Raw genomic sequence first — 19,336 nt, 5'->3', positions numbered from 1 at the left:
AACAAAGGGATAAATCAAAAATTTAGGTTAGTAATACTTTCTTGGAAAAATGAAAAATTTTAGGAGATTTAGGTAATTCAATTCAGATTTATTTTTGAAATTTAAATAACTCATATAGGTAAAAATTAAGAAGTGGATTCAGATAAAGAGTTAAAAAACAAAGCAGTGCAAAGAGTCCCGTCTAATTCAGCATTTTTGGAAATCATCTCTTTAAGTTGATCGAAAGAACATAAATGAGTTTGAATAATTTCTGAGGGTTCTAACCGTGGTGACGTATTAAATTTAGCTCCAAGAGCTTTAACATAAAAAGTTTTTTGTCCGCTAATTCCTGGATAAGGGTAAGCACTTCCTAAGAGATGAAAGCTTTCAGCTGTATAACCTGTTTCTTCTTCCAACTCTCTCTTCGCAGCGGCCAGAGGATTTTCATTGTCATCTATAAATCCACCAGGAAAACATAGTAACATCTTTTTTGTCGGATGGCGGTATTCTTCATTTAACACATAATAGCCATCAGCAGTTGTGGCTAGAACAACAACAGCTTGAGGAGGAGTAATGAGTGTATAATAAGAGTAAGGATCTTCATGGGCGAGACGTAAACGATCTCGTTTGATTTTAATAAACGATTCTTCGAAAGCAAGCGTCATTTCTTCGACAAAAGGAATGGCAAAAGTTTTTTTAGAGTTCTGCATGAATGAATTGTTCTTGGTACAATTTTTGAAAATGTATACGTTTGGTTTCATTACCAACACAATGATAATAAAGTATTAATTGCTTGCAAAGTTGCCTTTTTTCCCACATAAATGCTTTCTCATAGCTATCTTTAGATAAATTGTTAGTTAGAAAGCGTGCTCCAAGAGTCCATGTACGGGGAAACATAACAGGATTCACCCCAGCAAAATGAACATTTGCTATTTCTGCACCTTCGGTGACTTGCAGCCAGCATCCATATAAAAAATGAAGAAGAGAAGAATCCTTGTTTAACGTTTCAACAGAATAAGTATAGAGCAAGTTACCGGCATCTTGCCAATTTTTGTCCAATAAATAAGCCCAAACACGACGACAATTCAATTTGAGGCGATCTTCAAAGCTGAGTTCTGTATGTTCAAATTGTCTAGCAAGAGTATATATTAATGAAGTATTTAGCTGATCCAAGCATTGGTCCATAAAGTATAGGACGGCATGAAGATGGTCAGCATTGATCGATGGAATTTGGAAAAAAAATTCTTTATAAACATCTTCTAATGTTTGATAGTGACAGGCAATAAAGGCTTTCAGGTCTAACCATTTAGGGTTTTGAGGTAAATTAAGATAAGTTTGAATGGTATTTAATTTTTCTTGCGCATATTCCCATGAACCCAATTCCACAAGGCATAATAAAGCATTATTTACTTCTTCAATTGGAAAAGATGGGCTTTGGATTAAATCATCAAGAATTTCTCCTAATATAAAAGGCTTAGCTAACCAAAAGGCAAGGGGTGTCGCAAATCGTGTAGAAAGAGTTGTTAAGGGAGATGGTGATTTATATTCAATGAAGGGTAATACTTCCCAATGCTTTTGTAAGCTATTGAATAAACGTTTCGTATGCGTGTCGATTTTATTAAGAGGCAAATGCCTAACTGTTAAAAGTGTAAATCGATAAGTTGTAATACGTTGCATTCTAGAAACTTCATGCAATCTAGAAATGATTTGTTCCTGGAGCATTGGTAGAATAGGATGATTGGGATAGCGACGATAGGCAAGTTCATAGCATTTAATTTCTTCTTCGCTATCGTTTATTGATTCATACGTGAGAGCTTTTCCTAAATATTCTAAAGGAGCACTTGGTGTACCATGAAGCTTTTCAAATTCATTTAATGCTTCTTCTAGCAATGGCATTTTATTTTCAGCTGTTTTTGCTTGTTCAAGAAATGTCAGTCCCGCTCTAAATAAAGCTTCTCTTCCTTCTGTCCGATCAGGAAAAGAATAAGCGATGCGACGATATTCACTTAAAGCTTGATTGTAATCGCGATGTGCTAAAAAAGCATCAGGAACAGCTAAACAATTAACATTGATATTTAAGTTACCAACATAAATTTCAAGAGGACTGATTTCAAAATCAGCATCTCGTGATAATAATCCGACGTGAGTGCCAATCAAAGGAATATGAGCAATATAAGAAAACTGCAAATTATCATTAATGTAAACATGGATAGATTTATCAACTTTTTCAATACGTACATGGTAAGATTGCTGCCTTTTTAAAAAGATGTCAGGTGCATGCACGACTTCAACGTTTGAGCGTAGAAGTTTAGTCGTTTTACTAAAATCCGAACCTAGCCATAAACAATAGCCTTCGATAAGATGTTCTCGTGCGCTGGCTTCTGGAACGCTGAGAAGAAAACCAATGCCATGTCCTTGTTCGCCTAAACAAACATCTGCTTCGATTTTTGTATTTCCTGTAAAAGATTGCTTTGAAATCATAAGGCTAACCCATTCAGCGTCATCCGTCATCCGAGTAATGGCAACATGTTCCGCAATTAAAACATTTTCTTGAAATTCCCAATCGTTTTTTTCTTTAGTATTGAGATTTGCAATACAAAACCATTCAGAGCGGCCCTCTAGGTAGTTTTCAATATCTCGAATGAGTTCTTCAACGCTTTGATAACGGTTTTGTAAATCAAGCGATAAACATTTTTCCGTAAAACTAGCCAACATTCGAGGAACTTCTCTATAGGGAGCTGCTGTGACAGGATCTTGCCACTCTTCTCGACTCATGTTTTTTCGAAATTCTTCTAAAGTTCCTCGTTTAAAAGGACTTTTTAAAGTTAATAACTGGTATAAAATAACACCTAAAGAGTAAATATCAGTTTGAATTGTTGCAGGTTGACCCAAAGCTCTTTCTGGAGCCATATAAGCAACAGTTCCTACAACTTTTCCAATTTTAGTAATATCTTTTTGTTTAGTGAGAGATTCTGGAAAAGAGGCCAACAATTCTTCTTCAGGAGCCTGATCAATAAATTTGGCTAATCCCCAATCTAAAATTAGGACTTCTCCATATTTTCCAATAATGATATTTTCTGGTTTTAAATCCCGGTGTAGCACTCCTTTCGAATGAGCATAAGCAACAGCCTGGCAGATTGTAATAAACACTCTCATTAAAGCCAAAATGGATCCACCAAGATAATCTAAGGTTTCCCCATTTTTTTCCTGTAGTTTGGTTTTCCGGATGATTTGCTTAAGTGTATCTCCTTCTACAAAAGGCATTGTATAATAAGCTGTATCAGCATCCGATCGAATTGTGTAAATGGGAATAATGGCTGGATGGGTTAATTGCGAGGTCATATGGGCTTCTTTTAAAAAGCGCTTTTTAATTTGAGGATGTTCGAGAAGGTCTGAGCGGATTTTTTTGATAGCAATTTGTCTTTCATAACAAGGATCATAGGCTAAAAAAACCTCTCCCATTCCTCCTTTGCCAATGCTTTTAATGATTTGATAAAAATCCGATTGAATAGGTAAACCTGTCGATTCATTTTTTTGCGATTTACCACAGAATGGGCAAAAAGCAGGACACTGAGCAAACGATAGTTTACAGTTGTTTTTGCAGAAAGGACAGGTAAAAGAATAATCAGGAAAAGAATGGGGCATATTAAATCAAATCGATTATTAAAGCTGGTTTGTTTGTTGCAAATGTTGCCATAAATCGCAAGTTTCTAAAAAGGTATTATGGACAACACAATTATATAGTCTAGCTCTTCTTCAAAATATACACCTTTATTGAAGAATAAAATGTTTCCATTTGACAAAATAATACATTTGTTTCTATTTCATCTCTTCTGGAAGTGTATTATCAAGATCCGCACTTTAATATTCTAAAATGTTCTAAATAGATCATGTTTCTAATAAATACGGGCCGCAACAGTCGCATTCTCAGAATTTGCTCCTTAGCTAAGATTTTTTTTCCAGGATTCATTTCAAACCAAACAAATTGATAACGATCCAATGGTTTTAAAAAAGATATCATTTTTGTTCATTTTATCTTTGAATTTCACCAATATGAATCAGTCGATTATTCATTTATTTTTCCTATTGAAACTTTTTATTAATCGTTTAAATCCTCTCTTTTTAAATGCACAACGCCATTATGAAAGGAGTATTCTCGCCAGACGAGATAAAACCCTGTTCCCATAAGCAAAATAGGCAGAAAAAAAGAAAATGCCATTCCAATCAATGTAATAAACCCTAAAACGGCAACCAAAGCCACTGTCACAAAAAAATCTAATCGTCTGCCCATTAAGTATTGCCTTAAACCAAATGTAATACCCAAAACAAATAAGATGCTCGGCCACCACATTTTAGTGTAAAATAAAATACCTAATAAAATTAGGAAAATTCCATTAGAAATATTATCTGCGCGCCTTTTTGATAAATAAGGGAACTTCATCTTTTATCCTTTTATTCATATGTTTTCAAAGTAGTTTTAACTCTCATTGGTATTTAAAGGTGAGAGAAAAATGAGAAAAAAGTAAATCAATCGTTTAAAATAGTTTTTTATTAAAAACAAAGAATTTTTGAGCAATTCTAGTTTTAGCGCAAAATGCATGAAATTAACGTTTTCGGAAATATTTAATATTTCTAGGTTTATCCTTGTATGATCAAGAGTCACTGTATATGTTCGTGGGAATTAAAATATCACGTGACGTTTACTGTTTCAATTTTATTGCGAGATGGCAGCTGAAAACCTGCCAAGATGTGCAACTCAAATTTTCATTATTTATTTTATACTATAAAAGTATAAATATTTAAATGATATTATCAATTATAATTTTTTTGATTTGTGTAATTTGTTGTCATAAAATTTTTTATTTTTTATAATTAGTGTTACTATTAATGTAATAATAAGAGGGAGCTATAAATGGTCGAACTATCTATTGATTTTGTCGTAAACATGGTGAATGGTAATTTTTATGATACAAATGTAGAGGTAGCGGCAAACTTATTCGTCGTCTCAAAAAAGGATAATCGCTTAAAAAAGATTGATTTAACTCGAGATCTTGAAAAAATTGAAAAATGGGCTGAAAACAATCGATTTGTGGCAGTTGTTGAAAAAGGGGATCAGACTTTTATCTGTGCCAGTTCTCAAATTGTAGAAAGTTTAAAAAAACAAAATGAGTTAAATATCGAGGGAAAGCAGCTTAGTTATTGTGTGCTATCTGATGATGATTCTGAAAGAATGTCCGCTATTGCCATGGAGGCATTAGATTTAAGTGAAAACTCTTTAGAGAATGAAAAAAAAGATCATAAAATTCCGCTGCATGAGCCAACTAAAAGTTTCGTCCGCGATTACTTAGCCAAAATTTCTTCAAAAAAAGATCAAATCATGGCAATCGATTGTTTGATTTATAAGATGAAAAACATTCCTGGTAACCAAATTCTTAAATTTCTACGCGATATGCAAGAGATTAGAAATGAGCAAGAGCGCAGAAAAAAAGAGGACTTGATCCGACAAGAAGCAAAATCGATAGACCTCAAACATACAATATTTAAAAAAGAAATTTTAAAAAATGAAGTAAAAAAGAATGAAATTAAAGCCCAAACTAAAAGGCTGTCTAATTAATCGTGTCTTTAGTTGATGTTAAAAGGATTTTAAGATTGGTTACTCAACAGCAGAAAACGCTAGATTGTCTGCTTTTCGATCTTGAAATTCAAGCCAGTAGGAGTAAAAAGCTCCAGCTAAGCAACATCCTGCACTACAGAGAAATACCACACTAAAATTCGTTGTACAGAAAAGAAGCTCCCCAATAAAGGGAGCTATACATCCTCTTAAACCGATCATAGCTATGTTTACACTTGTGTACAATGTACTATCTTCTTGTTTGGCAAATCGAGGACCTGCTAAATGCCAACTCATCTCACTTCCCGCTTGCATAATGCCATAAATCAAATAGGCTAAATAAAGCCATAAAACTTCTTGCTGGATAGAAGCTAAAACAATAGCAAATAGGCCAGCTAATGCCGTGACAAAGAAATTAAATAAATTAATAGAGATGCGATTAAATGCGTTAGCCCATAAAGGAGAAGTGATAGCAAATCCTATTCCTTTACATAACGAGACAGCAAAGATAAGTTGAGTATACGATAAGTGTAGAATTTGCTCAAAAAAAAGAGGTAAAACAGGCTGCGAAAGTATTAAACCTGTTCCTCCCAATAAAAAAACGATTTGGTAATTGCGAAAATCAGGTCGTTGCTTCATTAATTGCCAGCTATTTTTCCACGGATCAAATATGACGGAGCGAAAAGAAAAAGAATTGGGAGCAAATGATGCTGATTCATGCTTTTCTAAACGGACTTTTAAACGAAGTAAAAAAACTACGTGAGCGAGTTGAATAAGAGCCAAAATAAAAAATATTTCTGTCCAAATTGAGGGATAGTAATCTAAAATTGGAGCTAATAATAGAGGAACAAAGATGTTTGCGAGATAATTAACTGTGGATCCCTTAGAAAAAATAGAGCTTCTTCCTTCTGGGCCAATATTTCGTTTAAAAATTTCAGCCCAAGCAGGAAGCATGGCTTTCGCTGACATCATAAAGAGAGCGAAAGCAAAAATAAAAAACCAACAATTAGTGACAAAAGGAAAAGCAAAACAAGGAATAAAACTCAATATTGTGGAACTGATAATTAATGATTTGAGTCGTTCAGGTCTGTTTTTGATAAAAACAGAACTATAAAAAGAAATAAGGGCAACAAGAGGCTTAGAACTAATTAGTAAAGTAATTTGAAAAGGGGTTGCATCAAGCTGCTTGCAAATAATAAAAGACAAAAGATTATACATCGCTCCTAAAGGGCTATTTAGAAGCTTACTGGCAATAAAAATAAATTGAGTATTTTTTAAATAATCTAAATTTTTTTGCATTTTAATAGGCGTTTATCATTGATTTAAATCCTTTAATGTTTGATGAGTCAGAAATTAAATTTTTTAATTAATGAGCTAAATCTTTAACTGTTAAAAATATTAACTTAAAATTTTGGATTTGATCATAACATTTTGCTTCAATTTTTAGTCAAACTTTAAACTTCAATTATTTATGTATCTTGAATCAAAGTGATAATACATTTTTTAAATAATGCCCTGTCCAGGAAGAAGAGAGTTGAGCGATTTGTTCGGGCGTTCCTTTTCCCAAGACCTTCCCACCTTTTTCCCCAGCTTCTGGGCCTAAATCAATAATATAGTCAGCATTTTTGATTATGTCTAAATGATGTTCAATGATAATCATTGTATTCCCTTTATCAACCAAACGGTGCAGAACTTGTAATAGTTTATAGATGTCATCACTGTGTAAGCCTGTTGTTGGTTCATCGAGGAGATATAAGGTGCGGCCCGTTGATCTTTTAGCTAATTCTCGACTCAATTTTAACCTTTGTGCTTCTCCTCCCGATAAACTAGCTGTTTCTTGCCCTAGCTTTAAATAGCCAAGTCCGACAGCGATTAGAGTATCTAAAATTCTGACAATTCGAGGATGATTTTGAAAAATTACCCGTGCTTCATCGATCGTTGTATTAAGATATTGTCCTAAATTTTTTCCTGCATAAGTGACTTCCAAACTTATAGGATTCAATCTTAACCCTTGGCAATCTTCACAGGTTACTTTAACTGCAGGAAGAAAATGCATTTCGACTCGTCGATATCCCAGTCCCCAGCAGCCTGTGCACATCCCTTTACGGTGATTATAACTAAAATTTTTGGGTTGAAGCCCTTTTGTTCGAGCAGCTGGCAATGAGACAAAAAACTCACGAATGCGAGTCAAAACATCGACGTAGGTGCAAACGTCTGAACGAACTGTTGTTCCAATAGGATCTTGATCAATCGAAATCACTTTATCAAAATGTGATAAGCCAGACACTATGGCTCCTTCGATTTCGACAGTATCGTGATTTTGTCTTTTTTCAAGAGCGGGAAGCAAAACTTGCTGCAATAACGTAGACTTACCTGAACCAGATACCCCTGTTAAGCAGGTCAAAGCAGCTATAGGGATTTCAACACTAATAGATTTTAAATTATTTTTCTTTGTGTGTTGAATAACAATTTGTTCCTGATCAATTGAGCGTCTTCTGGAGAGAATAGGAATTTTTTTCTTACCAGACAGGTAAGCTCCAGTCAAAGAAGTGGTGCTTTTTAAAATTTGCTTAAAGCTTCCTCTTGCGGTGACATGCCCCCCATGCTCTCCAGAGGCTGGGCCGAAATCGAGAAGATAATCTGCTGTTTCAATAGTCAACGGATCATGTTCAACCATGAGTAAAGTATTTCCAAGATCTTTAAGTTTTTTTAATGCTGCATTTAATTTGGCATTATCATGAGGATGGAGTCCAATGGTTGGTTCATCAAGAACATACAGAACTCCCGTCAGTCCGCTTCCTAACTGGCGAGCCAATCGAATTCTTTGTGCTTCTCCACCGCTTAATGTGGGGGCTCGACGTTCAAGAGATAAATAATGAAGTCCTACTTCACAAAGAAAACTTAAACGATTGGTAAGTTGGGTGTGAACTTCTTCTAGAAGTTTTTTATCTTGTGGGCAAAGTTTAAGCTTTTTAATGAAATTTAAAGTTTGTTCAATTGGCATTGAACAAATGTCATGAATAGAATGATTTTGAATGGTGACGTTTCTTGCGAGTGGATTAATTCTTGCACCTTGGCAAGAAATGCATGTTTGTTCTTGCAAAAGGGGAATAATCGCTTCTTTTTTTTCTGATGCTGCGTTTTTTCCAGCTTTTGCGAGAACCTGATCAATTCCTATCCATCGGTAACGAAGTCCGGACGCATTTGTATACCAGCGTTCCTCCGCAGAACCTTGCATTAGAAATTGGATTTTATCGATTGGTAGTTGATTAAGTGGAACATGAGGATCAATCCCTTCTTCATCGAGAATGTGTTCCATATAAGCAAAAGCGTGACGTGTGAATGCTTGCTGCCAGAGATGTCGTATTAATCCAATAACTGAATAAGATGTCATTTCAGTGTTACGCGCAAAGTTAGCACCATATTGGTAACCAAGTCCTTGGCAATCCACACACATTCCCTCAGGAGTATTGAAAGCAAAGGTATGAGGTGTAATTTCAGGATAAGATTTACCTGTACTTTCAACAGCAAAAGAAAGGTTAAAAGGAATATCTTCATCTTCTTTCATTACAACAACTTTTCCATCTCCAATGGAAGTTGCATTTTCAATGGCTTCAAATAAGCGAGCTTTGATGGATGAATTTGTTTTTAAACGATCGATGACCAAGAAAAGTTCGTTTTTGCGTTTTCGATCAAAAGGAATTTGATTTATTTGATCTTGTTCCAGAGAGTAAAATTCTCCATTTAATCGAATACGTAGAAAACCTTGTCGATTAAATTTAAGAATTAAATCTTCAAATTTCTCGTTTTTATTTAATTCTATGGGGGCTAAAATTTGTAATCGTTGATTTTCAGGATAGGATAGAATACGTTCGACAACGAGTTCTTTGCTAATGGATTTAATAACTTCCCCTGTTTCGGGGCAATGTGCTATTCCCAATCTTGAAAATAAGATGCGTAAGTAATCGTAAATTTCGGTTAGAGTTCCAACAGTGCTACGAGGATTTCCTGCATGAGCTTTTTGTTCAATTGCAATAGCAGGCGAAAGACCACTGACCTGTCCCACTTTAGGCTTTGGCATTTGTTTGACAAATTGACGAGCGTAAGGAGATAAAGATTCAATATAACGCCTTTGCCCTTCTGCATAAATGGTCTCAAAGGCTAAAGAAGATTTTCCAGATCCGGAAGGGCCTGTGCAGACAGTAATTTTTTCACGGGGGATAGTCACAGAAATTTGTTTGAGATTGTTTTGTTCAGCACCTATGACATTGATGTCTTTAATTAAGAGAGCCTCTCTTTGCTTTTTGGTTTTGCGCCGTTTTTTACTTGTCTCGAGAGCAGCTGCTATTTTTTTTTCTGTTTCAGGATAAAGTGCATAATTAACGGCTATTCCTGTGGGAGTTTTCATCTTAGCAATTTTTTCTGGATTTCCAGTGGCAATAATTTGCCCTCCTCCAGCTCCTCCTTCTGGACCTAAATCAATAATCCAGTCAGCTGTTTTGACAACATCAATGTTATGTTCGATCACTAAAACAGTATTACCTTTCTCGACTAAAGCATGTAGAACTTCAAGAAGATGTTTGATATCATGAAAATGGAGGCCTGTCGTAGGTTCATCTAAGATATATAAAGTCTTACCCGTCGCTGGTCTAACAAGTTCTTTAGCCAATTTGATACGTTGAGCTTCTCCTCCCGAAAGAGTTGTTGAAGCTTGCCCAAGCTTAATATAATCCATTCCAACTTGGCTCAATGTTTCAAGCTTATGTTTAATAGAGGGAATATTTGCAAAAAATTCTAAGGCATCGCACACATCCATTTCTAAAATATCATGAATATTTTTCCCTTTATATAAAACTGAAAGAGTTTCTGAATCAAATCGTTTTGTTTTACAAAGAGGGCAATCATCCCATGCATCTTCCATGAAATCCATGTCAATTTTAATCATTCCCATCCCTTCACAATGTGAACAAGAACCCTCTTTGACATTAAAACTAAATCGCCCAGCCTTATAACCTCGCGCTTGACTTTCTGGAAGTTGGCTAAATAAATCTCGAATTTCATCAAATAGTTTAATATAAGTGGCTGGATTAGAACGAGGATTACGTCCAATAGGAGACTGATCAATAGCGATCACTTTGTCTATGGCTTCTAATCCTTGAATCATTTGGTGGCTTCCGACTGAATGCTCTCCACCATGAAGTGCATTGGATAAGGCAGGATATAAAATATCGGTAATTAAAGAAGATTTGCCAGATCCGGAAACTCCCGTCACTGCTACAAATAAACCTAAAGGGATTTTAACATCGATTGATTTGAGATTATGATGCTGAGCCCCTTTGATTTCTAAAAAATCTTTGGATGCTTTACGTCGTTTTTTTGGAATTTCAATTTGTTTACGGCCTGTTAGATAAGCTCCTGTTAAAGATTCAGATTGATTAAAAAGATCTGATAAGTCTCCGTTTACAAGAATGCGACCTCCTTTGACACCAGCCCCCGGTCCGAAGTCGACAATGCGATCGGCTTCCCATATTGTTTCTTCATCGTGTTCGACAACAATAACAGTATTTCCCATGTCTCGAAGATGCTTTAAAGTATCGATCAATTTTCGGTTATCACGAGGATGAAGTCCAATGGAGGGCTCATCTAAAATATAAGTAATTCCCACTAACCCACAACCAATTTGGGAGGCAAGTCGCACGCGTTGAGCTTCTCCTCCAGATAGAGTAGGAGCGGTCCGTTCTAAAGTTAGGTAATGAAGTCCCACTTCTAATAAAAATTGTAGCCTTTGTCGAATTTCTTTTAAAAGTTCACCTGCAATTAATCTGTCTTGTGGTGAAAGTTTTAAATTTTCAAAAAAAACGGAGCAATCAAAAATAGTCATTGAGGTTAATTTGCTAATTCGTTGACCACCTAATAAAGTCGCAGCTGGATAAGGTTTAAGCCTTGTTCCTTCACATTCAGGGCAAATTTGAATGCTCATGACTTTTTGCATTTTCTTTCGGTAATTTTCACTTTTTGCTTCTGAGAATCGAGTGTGAGCGTCGTGTAGAACGCCTTTCCATTGAATATGATCTGTCCAGCGAGCTCCCGTGATGGGATGAACAAAATGCATACGTGTCCATTTTTTTTCTGTTCCAAATAAATAAACTTTATGGGCACTTGCAGAGAGTTTTTTCCAGGGTGTATTTACACTAAAGTGATATTGTTCAGCTAGATTGTCGTAAATATTTCCATAACGAACTGTTTGATAAGGACTAGCAATAGAGCAACAATTGTTTGCGATGCTTAGGTTAGGATCGATAACGAGATCTAAATTAAATTCATGAATATTTCCCATTCCTTGACAGCGGGGACACATACCAGAAGGGCTGTTAAATGAAAAGTCATGGGGTTCTAAAGAAGAGTAAGATAACCCTGATTGAGGGGAATAGGCATGCATAGAAAAAAGCTGCTCATTTTTTGATTCAGTGTCTAATATGCTGCATACACCCTGCCCAAGTTGCAGAGCTTGTGTTAACGAATCAGCAATTCGTGATAAAGCATTATTTTCAATTGTCAGTCGATCAATCACAACATCGACATCATGAGTCACATTTCCATCTAAAGTTAGTTCATCCGTTAAATTCACAAAATGTCCATCCACTCTAGCTCGCATAAAACCTTTGCGAATTAACTCTTGAAAATCTTCTTTAAATTCTGCTTTTTTTGCCTTTGCATAAGGAGCTAAAATAATAATTTTTGTTTTTGAGGGGAGATTTTGGACAGATTTTATAATTCTTTCTCGACTTTGGGGAGTTACAGCTTCTCCGCTAACAGGACAATGAGGAACACCGATTCGAGCATAAAGAACTCGTAAATAGTCATAAATTTCGGTTAATGTCCCCACGGTTGATCGAGGGTTTTTTCCAGCTGTTTTTTGTTCAATTGAAATTGTAGGAGAAATTCCACTTGCATGTTCAAGATCGGGTTTAGACAATTCTCCTAATTGACGCCTTGCAAATGTAGAAAGGGATTCTACATAACGTCTTTGCCCTTCAGTATAAATGGTATCAAATGCTAAAGAAGATTTTCCTGAACCCGATACCCCAGTAAAAACGATGAGCTCATTCTTTTCTAAAGTCAGATCCACTGTTTTGAGATTATGAACACGCACTTTTTTGAGGACAATATTTTCCTGATTCATCATTCATTCCTGAAAAGATTAGAAATTCATCATTGTAAGATAAAGAAAGAGATCTTTTGAAATTTCTTAAAAACAAAATGCTCGTAAGTTTTAATTGATTGAGCTAAATTTTCGTCCCTATAGACTTTTCAAATTTTTTTATTCTTTTATTCTTTTTTCTTTGTGTCTGGCGAGCCAAAATTATACCAGACTTTAGAAATAAATGTAAAAATGCTTGTTTTTGGTATTTTTTTAATAAAATTTATAAGATAAGTTTATATTTGCTATAAAAGTAAAGACTTTAAATTTTTTATTAAACTGAATTTTGGATTTTTAAGCGGCGAATAACAATAGACGATGTTGTTCTGGTAAATTGTTAGATGGCTTTTTAAGTTGATGAGTATAAGCAACAATCCCAGCTAATAAATTAATTAAAAAAATTTCCGGCATTTCTATGGCGTATCTATCCAATCTAAGAAATATTTTTTAATTGATCATTTACCGTTTTAATGATAGCTTATTTTCTAAAATTTTTTTCTGTCAGATTCATCAGCTTCTGCTTCCTATTCGATCTTAGGGTTGTCAATGCTCAAGATCTTGTTTCAAAAACTTATTCGAAAGCTGTTTAGGAATATACCCTTTATCACCAAATAGTTTCCCAAAAATACCTTTTGACAAAGTCTCGGCAATAGAGATATCAGCAACATTTCCGGAGTTAAGCTGAAAAGCCAAATTTCTCCTTTCTTATCGATCATTAGATGCAATAGATGCAATTTATTCCCAAAAAATCATCCTGGGTTTATTTTTTCCCTTTTTGCTAAACCTTTGAAGACTTTTTTTTAATGCGTTTATTGCGGCAAACCTCTATCGATGGAAAATCAATAAAAGCAATTACTGTGATTTTTCCTCTTCTGTCTTGAAGTTAAGCAAATAAAGGAACAAAAAGATTCTTTTTTAAATAAACAAAGCGACTAGTGCTCATTAAGTTTGAAAATTCTCTAACTAAGTATTTAAGAACATATTCATAAAAGTGCTTGAATGTCCGATCATTCGATTGATGAAATAAAATAACAATTGTCATCATCTGCGGTATCGATCATTCAGGTTGAGGCCCTCATTTTGTTTTACCATGGTCAATTAACTGTTTATCCCATTTCTGCACGTAGATGCTAGAAATCGCCGCTAATGTCGATGTCACCGTAGAAGCTATTTCTTTACCCTTGCAAAGACGTTAAAATCAAATTATTTTTTATTGCTTTCTTTTATGGTAAAATATAAATTCAAAAAAAGTAAGTTGGTCCATATGCAAAATTTAAGAAGTGAAAAATATGACAAGTGTTTCCCTGGGTATTTCAACAGTACGTCCTCAATATTTAACATCCTGTTTTCCTAATAGAATTTCAGCTTTAAAAATAGGTTTTGACAGAAAAGGCGGAGGGTTATCATTTCTAGGTAAACAAAATTCCCGAGCCTATTCTTCATCAACAAGTACCCTTCTTTTAAAGCAGAAAAAATTTACGTATGCGAAATTCACGACAAACGAGAACTCTCGCTGGACACTGCATATACGTTCTTTATGCCATATGCCGAATGACCATGGAAAACTTCGTAGTGATCTAGCATTACCAGTGTTTTTGCTGGCTTGCATGGGATCAAATTTTTTATCAAACAACACTGTAGATTCTGAGAATCCGCTTACTTCTCTTTCAGCAAACGAAACTATAAATTCTGAGAATATGCTTACCTATGAGCAGTTGCAACAGTTAGCTGTTGTTTTTAATTTACCTCTACTACAGGATCATGAGACGCCGGAAAATCTTGATCGCTTGAGGAACCAATGTTTTGCAGCAGCTTATGAAGCTTGTAATAAAGGAGAATGGGATAAGATCAAACCGATTGCTAAACAGCTTTCTCTGTTAATAGATTCTTGTGGCCATACACTACTTATGCATGCAATTGAATGCGAAAATGAAGAAATTGTGAAAAATTTGGTAGAATTAAAAATCGGTCTCGAAAAAAAGGATTATGATGCAAATACCCCTCTTCACTTAGCAGCTATGGAGGGTAATGCGGCTATCTTTTCCCTACTTTATGGCTATTTTGCTCCTGAAGAAAAAAATTCTTTAGGAGAGACTCCGCTCCACATAGCAATCCAATTGGATCAAAAAGAAATTGTGCAAATTTTAATGGAAAAAGGAGCTAATCTTCAATTACCTCTCGAACATAAATCTCATTCTCGTAATCCACTTGAATTATGTGTTGACCATAGTGCCAAAGGATGTTTAGATTTATTATTGACCGAGGAAGGAATAAAATCGCAACTAAAAGAAGGAGGAAATCTTCTTCACTCAGCGGTTTGGTCAAGTAATAGTGGAATGCTTTCTCATCTTTTAAAGAATCATATAACTAAAACCTTGATTGAGGAAAAAGACGCGAAAGAAAGAACATCTCTAAGTCTGGCTGCTTATCTGGGAGACGAGGCTGCAATTAAAATTCTCTACGAGGCTGGGGCGGAACTAGATACACGAGATCTAGAATCAAATACGCCTTTACATTGGTGTGTGAAGGGAAATAAAAAAGAGTCATTTGAATTTTTATTAAAATTAGGATGCAAAGATGTCGAAAACAACTCGAGACAAAAAGCTCTCGACCTCGCTATTGATCTCAAGAATGAGGAAATGGAAAATTTTATTCGAAAAATTGTTGTAGGCAAACCATGGGATCCTAAAACGCAGCCTCCGAAAAATCTTGTCATTAAAGGAGGGGGACCTAAAGGAATTGCTTATATTGCGGTTTTAAAAAAATTGGAAGAACACGAAGCCTTAAAAAAACTAGAAAGGCTCGCTGGAACCTCTTCCGGAGCAATTTTTGCATCATTAATTTCTGTAGGCTATACAAGTTCTGAAATAAGTGATATTTTAGATGAAATCGACTTAAATAAGATTCTTGACTATCCCGACGATTTAAATCTCGATATTAAAGAATTAAAAAGTGTGCTTTTAAATGCTAAAGAACAATTAGAACTTATTCAAAAAAAAGGAGTGTCTAATAGCAAATTGGATATTGCCCGTAAACTTTTGAGTAGCTGGTTAAAGTGGTGGTGGATTCCGGATGATAAAAAAAATATTTTAAAGGAAAGATACGCATCCGGGGGCCTTTGTAAGGGAGAGTATTTTCGTGAATTAATAGAAAAAAAGCTTACTGAAAAAGTTGAAAAACACCAAGGAACGAAAATAAGTCATCTCACCTTTGGAGAGCTCAACAAATTAATTGAAACGGAAAAAAATTCCCCTTTTAAACATCTTTACATTGTTGCAACTAAGCTTGGTCCACAACATGAAGTGAGGATATTTAGTTCGGAAGACCGTGATTGTGATGACATTATCATTTCCGATGCTGTGCGAGCCTCTATGTCCATCCCTATAGTTTTTTCGCCTCACACGCTTTGCAAAAAAGTAAATGGAATGCGGATTCCGGATAAAAGTCTCGGAACTTATGTGGATGGGGGAATTTTGATGAACTACCCCATTGAGATATTTGATAAGAAAAAATATAAAAGGGATCTCGTCTCTGAGGAAAATGAAAATGATCCCTGGCTAAATCCGTTTACATGGGGATTAAGCCTCTACTCGCCTAAAGAAGAAGATACGGAAGAAAAAGAACCTTCGACTGTCAAAGATATTATTATAGAATTGATTAATGTTTATACTTCAGCTGAAAATATTTTTAGAAATAAAGGAAAACAAGAACTGCGAACCATTAATATCGATAATCGAGGCGTTGGATTATTGGATTTTGATCTACCACCGCACAAAAAAGCAGAGCTTTTGGAATCAGGAGAAATTGCCGCACGTCAGTTTTTAGCAAAATCTAGCTTAAAACAAATTGGGATAGGCCCTCTTCATTATAATGCTCTTGAGCTAATGATAAAAAAACGCAAGTGCTTTTTCAATTTGAAAGAACCTCATCCTTCGTTTATTAATCGCCCTAAAATTATGCAAAAACTGAAAAGCCTTCTTCAGCCAAATAAATGCAGACAACAAATTCTTTATGGGCATGGAGGGGTCGGTAAAACAGAAATTGCAATTGCTTACGCCTACCTTCATCTTGAAAATTATTCCTTAATCTGGTGGATTGATGAAGAAACACCGGAAACACAAAAACTGGGATACCGAGAGTTAGCCAGGGTCTTAGAAATTCAATTTAATAAACCGATAGAACAGATTTCACTTGACGAATTAAAAGAAAAAATCAAGCTACATCTTGAGAAACATAACTTTGATAAACCCTGGTTACTTATCTTAGATAACACAAGAGAATTGCCTCAGCAACTGCCTAGCAAAGGTGGATCTATGTTAATCATTACTCGCCCAGAACATAACACTTCTAAAGTTGGATTACCAATAGGCCATTTTGATAAAGAAGAGGCATTGAATCTTCTCCAAAAAGTTATAGATGAGAAAAGGTCGCCAAAGATGGAAGAGCTAGCGAGAGAACTCGACTATTCTCCTTTATTATTAAATTGTGCAGCTCACTATATCGCTTCAACGGTAGGGCTCAATATAGCAGATTATGTGAAAAGATATAAAACAAAAAAACAAATTCAGGAGCAATCCCCTCTATATATGAGTGATCCTGATAAGCGTCATGTAAGTTTAGTAGCGACATATTTAATTACTTTAGAAGATTTGCGACAAAAAGAACCTTACGCCGTTGATTGTCTTCAGGCTTGTGCTTATTTGAGTCCAGACAATATTCCTGTAGATTTTCTCGATGCTTTATTGAAAGAGAAGAAAATAAGCATCAGGGATAGAGAAATGCTTGTTGACAACATTTTAAAATTTTTAAATATTTACGAATTGACCCGCTCTAATCAGGAAACTTTTTCCTTACATAAATTATGGCAAAAGGTCATGTTATGGCAAGAGGTCATGCAAAAGCTGCAACTCCAACCTTCTCCTAGGGAAATACTTACAGCTTTAAACTTCTATCGTCATGTAAAAGATTATAATCCTGCACATCGAGAAACAGTTGAACCTTTTAAAAAAATGTTACCTCACTGTCTGTCTGTTTTAGATTTCGATGCTTTTCTTACAGATGATCCTAAGGCTGCCATGCAGTTACTTTTGACTGTTGTGCGCTATTTCCTAGATACGGTTAGAAATCCTGATGAAGCTGAAGTCTATCTTAACAAAGCGGTGAATCTTGCAGATGCGCGTTCGCTGCATAGGGCAATTCGAGGCAGGTTGGATTTTTATAGGGGCGTACTATCAATAAAGCGCGCGCATTTAGCCCAAACTACAGAAGATAGTCAGTCTTTTTATACTGAAGCTTTAAAACATTTTGAAAATGCAGAAACTCACTATAAAAATGATCAAGTTCCTAAACATTATGAACATCTTGAACAAAATAAAGATAAATGTAGTTCTACGTATCAAATCGGTATTTCGAAATTTTATCAAGCACAAAATTTAATTCGCCTTGGCAGATTAGGTGACGCGGATAGACTACTCGACGAAGCAAATGCAAAATTTATAGATGTTGCAAAGGATGTGGGTGAAAAAGAGCCTTTTGATTCACCACGTGTTTTGAGAGAAAAGGGAATTATTTTATGGAAACAAGGAAAGAAAGTAGAAGCACTAGAGCAATTGAAAAATGCAATTAAGATGAAAAAAAGGATTTATGGAAATCGTTTTAAGCATCAGCCGTCCGCTGCGGCAACATATGAAGTTCGTGGAGATATACATCTGGATTCAAATGATCCCGATAAAGCTATTAAAGCGTATAAAAAAGCAATAGAAATAAACACAAACTTGTATGGAACAGAGTTCTACATAAAAGCTTTGCAAAAAAAAATTAACTCGGTTATCCAAGAAAAAAACTGCATCTATGATGATTCTATGAATTCAACCGAAAATGCGAAAGTGGTGGCCCCATAATAAAACTATTGACAATTTTTAATCTTAAAAGAAAATAGGCATGCAAGCAGATAAGTTTCTTGGAATCTGGAAATCAGCCTCTCTACAAAATTAACTTGTATGCCTCTTACCTTAGAGAATCTAACAGCCCAGACCATCCAAAAAGGTCTAATGATTGGTCTTAAATAGCGTTAAGATTATCCGTGGAGTCATGGGGAATGTTAAAATAGTCAAGGTTTTAATTTCCTATAATAAACTAGATCTCTGCGTAAAAAATTTAAATAGATTTACATCTTTATATTAAACTGTAATCGATGGTTATGTACCTATCGTAGAATAACTTTTAAATCATCAAAGTTAGTGTAAACTTTTCGATCCTCAAATTCCCCATTCTTTAGAAAATTTTGCAAAAGTAAATAAAAGAAGAAATAAAAAAGATTTTCAAAATTATTGTTTCTAGAATTTTCAACAAAATAGGGACAAACTCAGTACCTCGTTAACCTAAAGTACTGATTTAGTAATACAAGAAAGAATAGCTTTAAACACAGAGTGATGTTAAAGGCTTTAACTTATAAAAATTTTAACTGATTTTTACAAAAAATTTTCTCTCACATTACTTTGAATATTAACACAACTTGAAAGTGTTTAAATAATCTTTAAAAAAGA

Annotated in this window: 7 protein-coding genes and 1 pseudogene; 2 read left to right on the top strand and 6 right to left on the bottom strand. The window is 35.0% G+C overall.

The window, feature by feature from the left end; all coding sequences use genetic code 11:
• Positions 1 to 125: 125 nt before the first annotated feature.
• From BU804_RS06425 to BU804_RS06415, 3 genes are all read right to left on the bottom strand, one after another.
• Positions 126 to 689, bottom strand: coding sequence for an NUDIX hydrolase (locus tag BU804_RS06425; protein ID WP_075883443.1), 564 nt, complete (start codon positions 687 to 689; stop codon positions 126 to 128).
• Complete coding sequence (gene pknD, locus BU804_RS06420) at positions 676 to 3,624, bottom strand: serine/threonine-protein kinase PknD (RefSeq protein WP_075883442.1); 2,949 nt, start codon at positions 3,622 to 3,624, stop codon at positions 676 to 678. Before pknD ends, BU804_RS06425 begins: the two co-directional genes overlap by 14 nt.
• 454 nt (positions 3,625 to 4,078) lie before the next feature.
• Positions 4,079 to 4,420, bottom strand: a complete 342-nt coding sequence (locus BU804_RS06415; RefSeq protein WP_011176190.1) for a hypothetical protein — start codon at positions 4,418 to 4,420, stop codon at positions 4,079 to 4,081.
• 471 nt (positions 4,421 to 4,891) lie between these two features.
• Here BU804_RS06415 and BU804_RS06410 point away from each other — a divergent pair, with 471 nt between their 5' ends.
• Complete coding sequence (locus BU804_RS06410; RefSeq protein WP_075883441.1) at positions 4,892 to 5,593, top strand: hypothetical protein; 702 nt, start codon at positions 4,892 to 4,894, stop codon at positions 5,591 to 5,593.
• Between the two features lie 39 nt (positions 5,594 to 5,632).
• Here the strand turns inward: BU804_RS06410 and BU804_RS06405 are convergent, their stop codons facing one another.
• From BU804_RS06405 to BU804_RS06395, 3 genes and pseudogenes are all read right to left on the bottom strand, one after another.
• Positions 5,633 to 6,889: an MFS transporter gene (locus BU804_RS06405; RefSeq protein WP_075883440.1), complete on the bottom strand. Its 1,257-nt coding sequence runs from the start codon at positions 6,887 to 6,889 to the stop codon at positions 5,633 to 5,635.
• 184 nt (positions 6,890 to 7,073) lie between these two features.
• On the bottom strand, positions 7,074 to 12,776 hold the full coding sequence (gene uvrA, locus BU804_RS06400) for an excinuclease ABC subunit UvrA (protein ID WP_102135645.1): 5,703 nt from the start codon (positions 12,774 to 12,776) through the stop codon (positions 7,074 to 7,076).
• Between the two features lie 309 nt (positions 12,777 to 13,085).
• Positions 13,086 to 13,962: pseudogene (locus tag BU804_RS06395) on the bottom strand (IS982 family transposase).
• 118 nt (positions 13,963 to 14,080) lie between these two features.
• Between BU804_RS06395 and BU804_RS06390 the strand changes: the two are divergent.
• The gene (locus BU804_RS06390) at positions 14,081 to 18,691 is read left to right on the top strand and encodes an ankyrin repeat domain-containing protein (RefSeq protein WP_075883439.1); all 4,611 of its coding nucleotides are present in this window, start codon (positions 14,081 to 14,083) and stop codon (positions 18,689 to 18,691) included.
• Positions 18,692 to 19,336 lie beyond the last annotated feature (645 nt).

The sequence above is a fragment of the Candidatus Protochlamydia sp. W-9 genome (genome assembly GCF_001950615.1).
Classification (GTDB): Bacteria; Chlamydiota; Chlamydiia; order Chlamydiales; family Parachlamydiaceae; genus Protochlamydia; species Protochlamydia amoebophila.
Note: the sequence above shows the minus strand (reverse complement) of the source record. Positions and strands in the feature narration are given on the sequence as shown.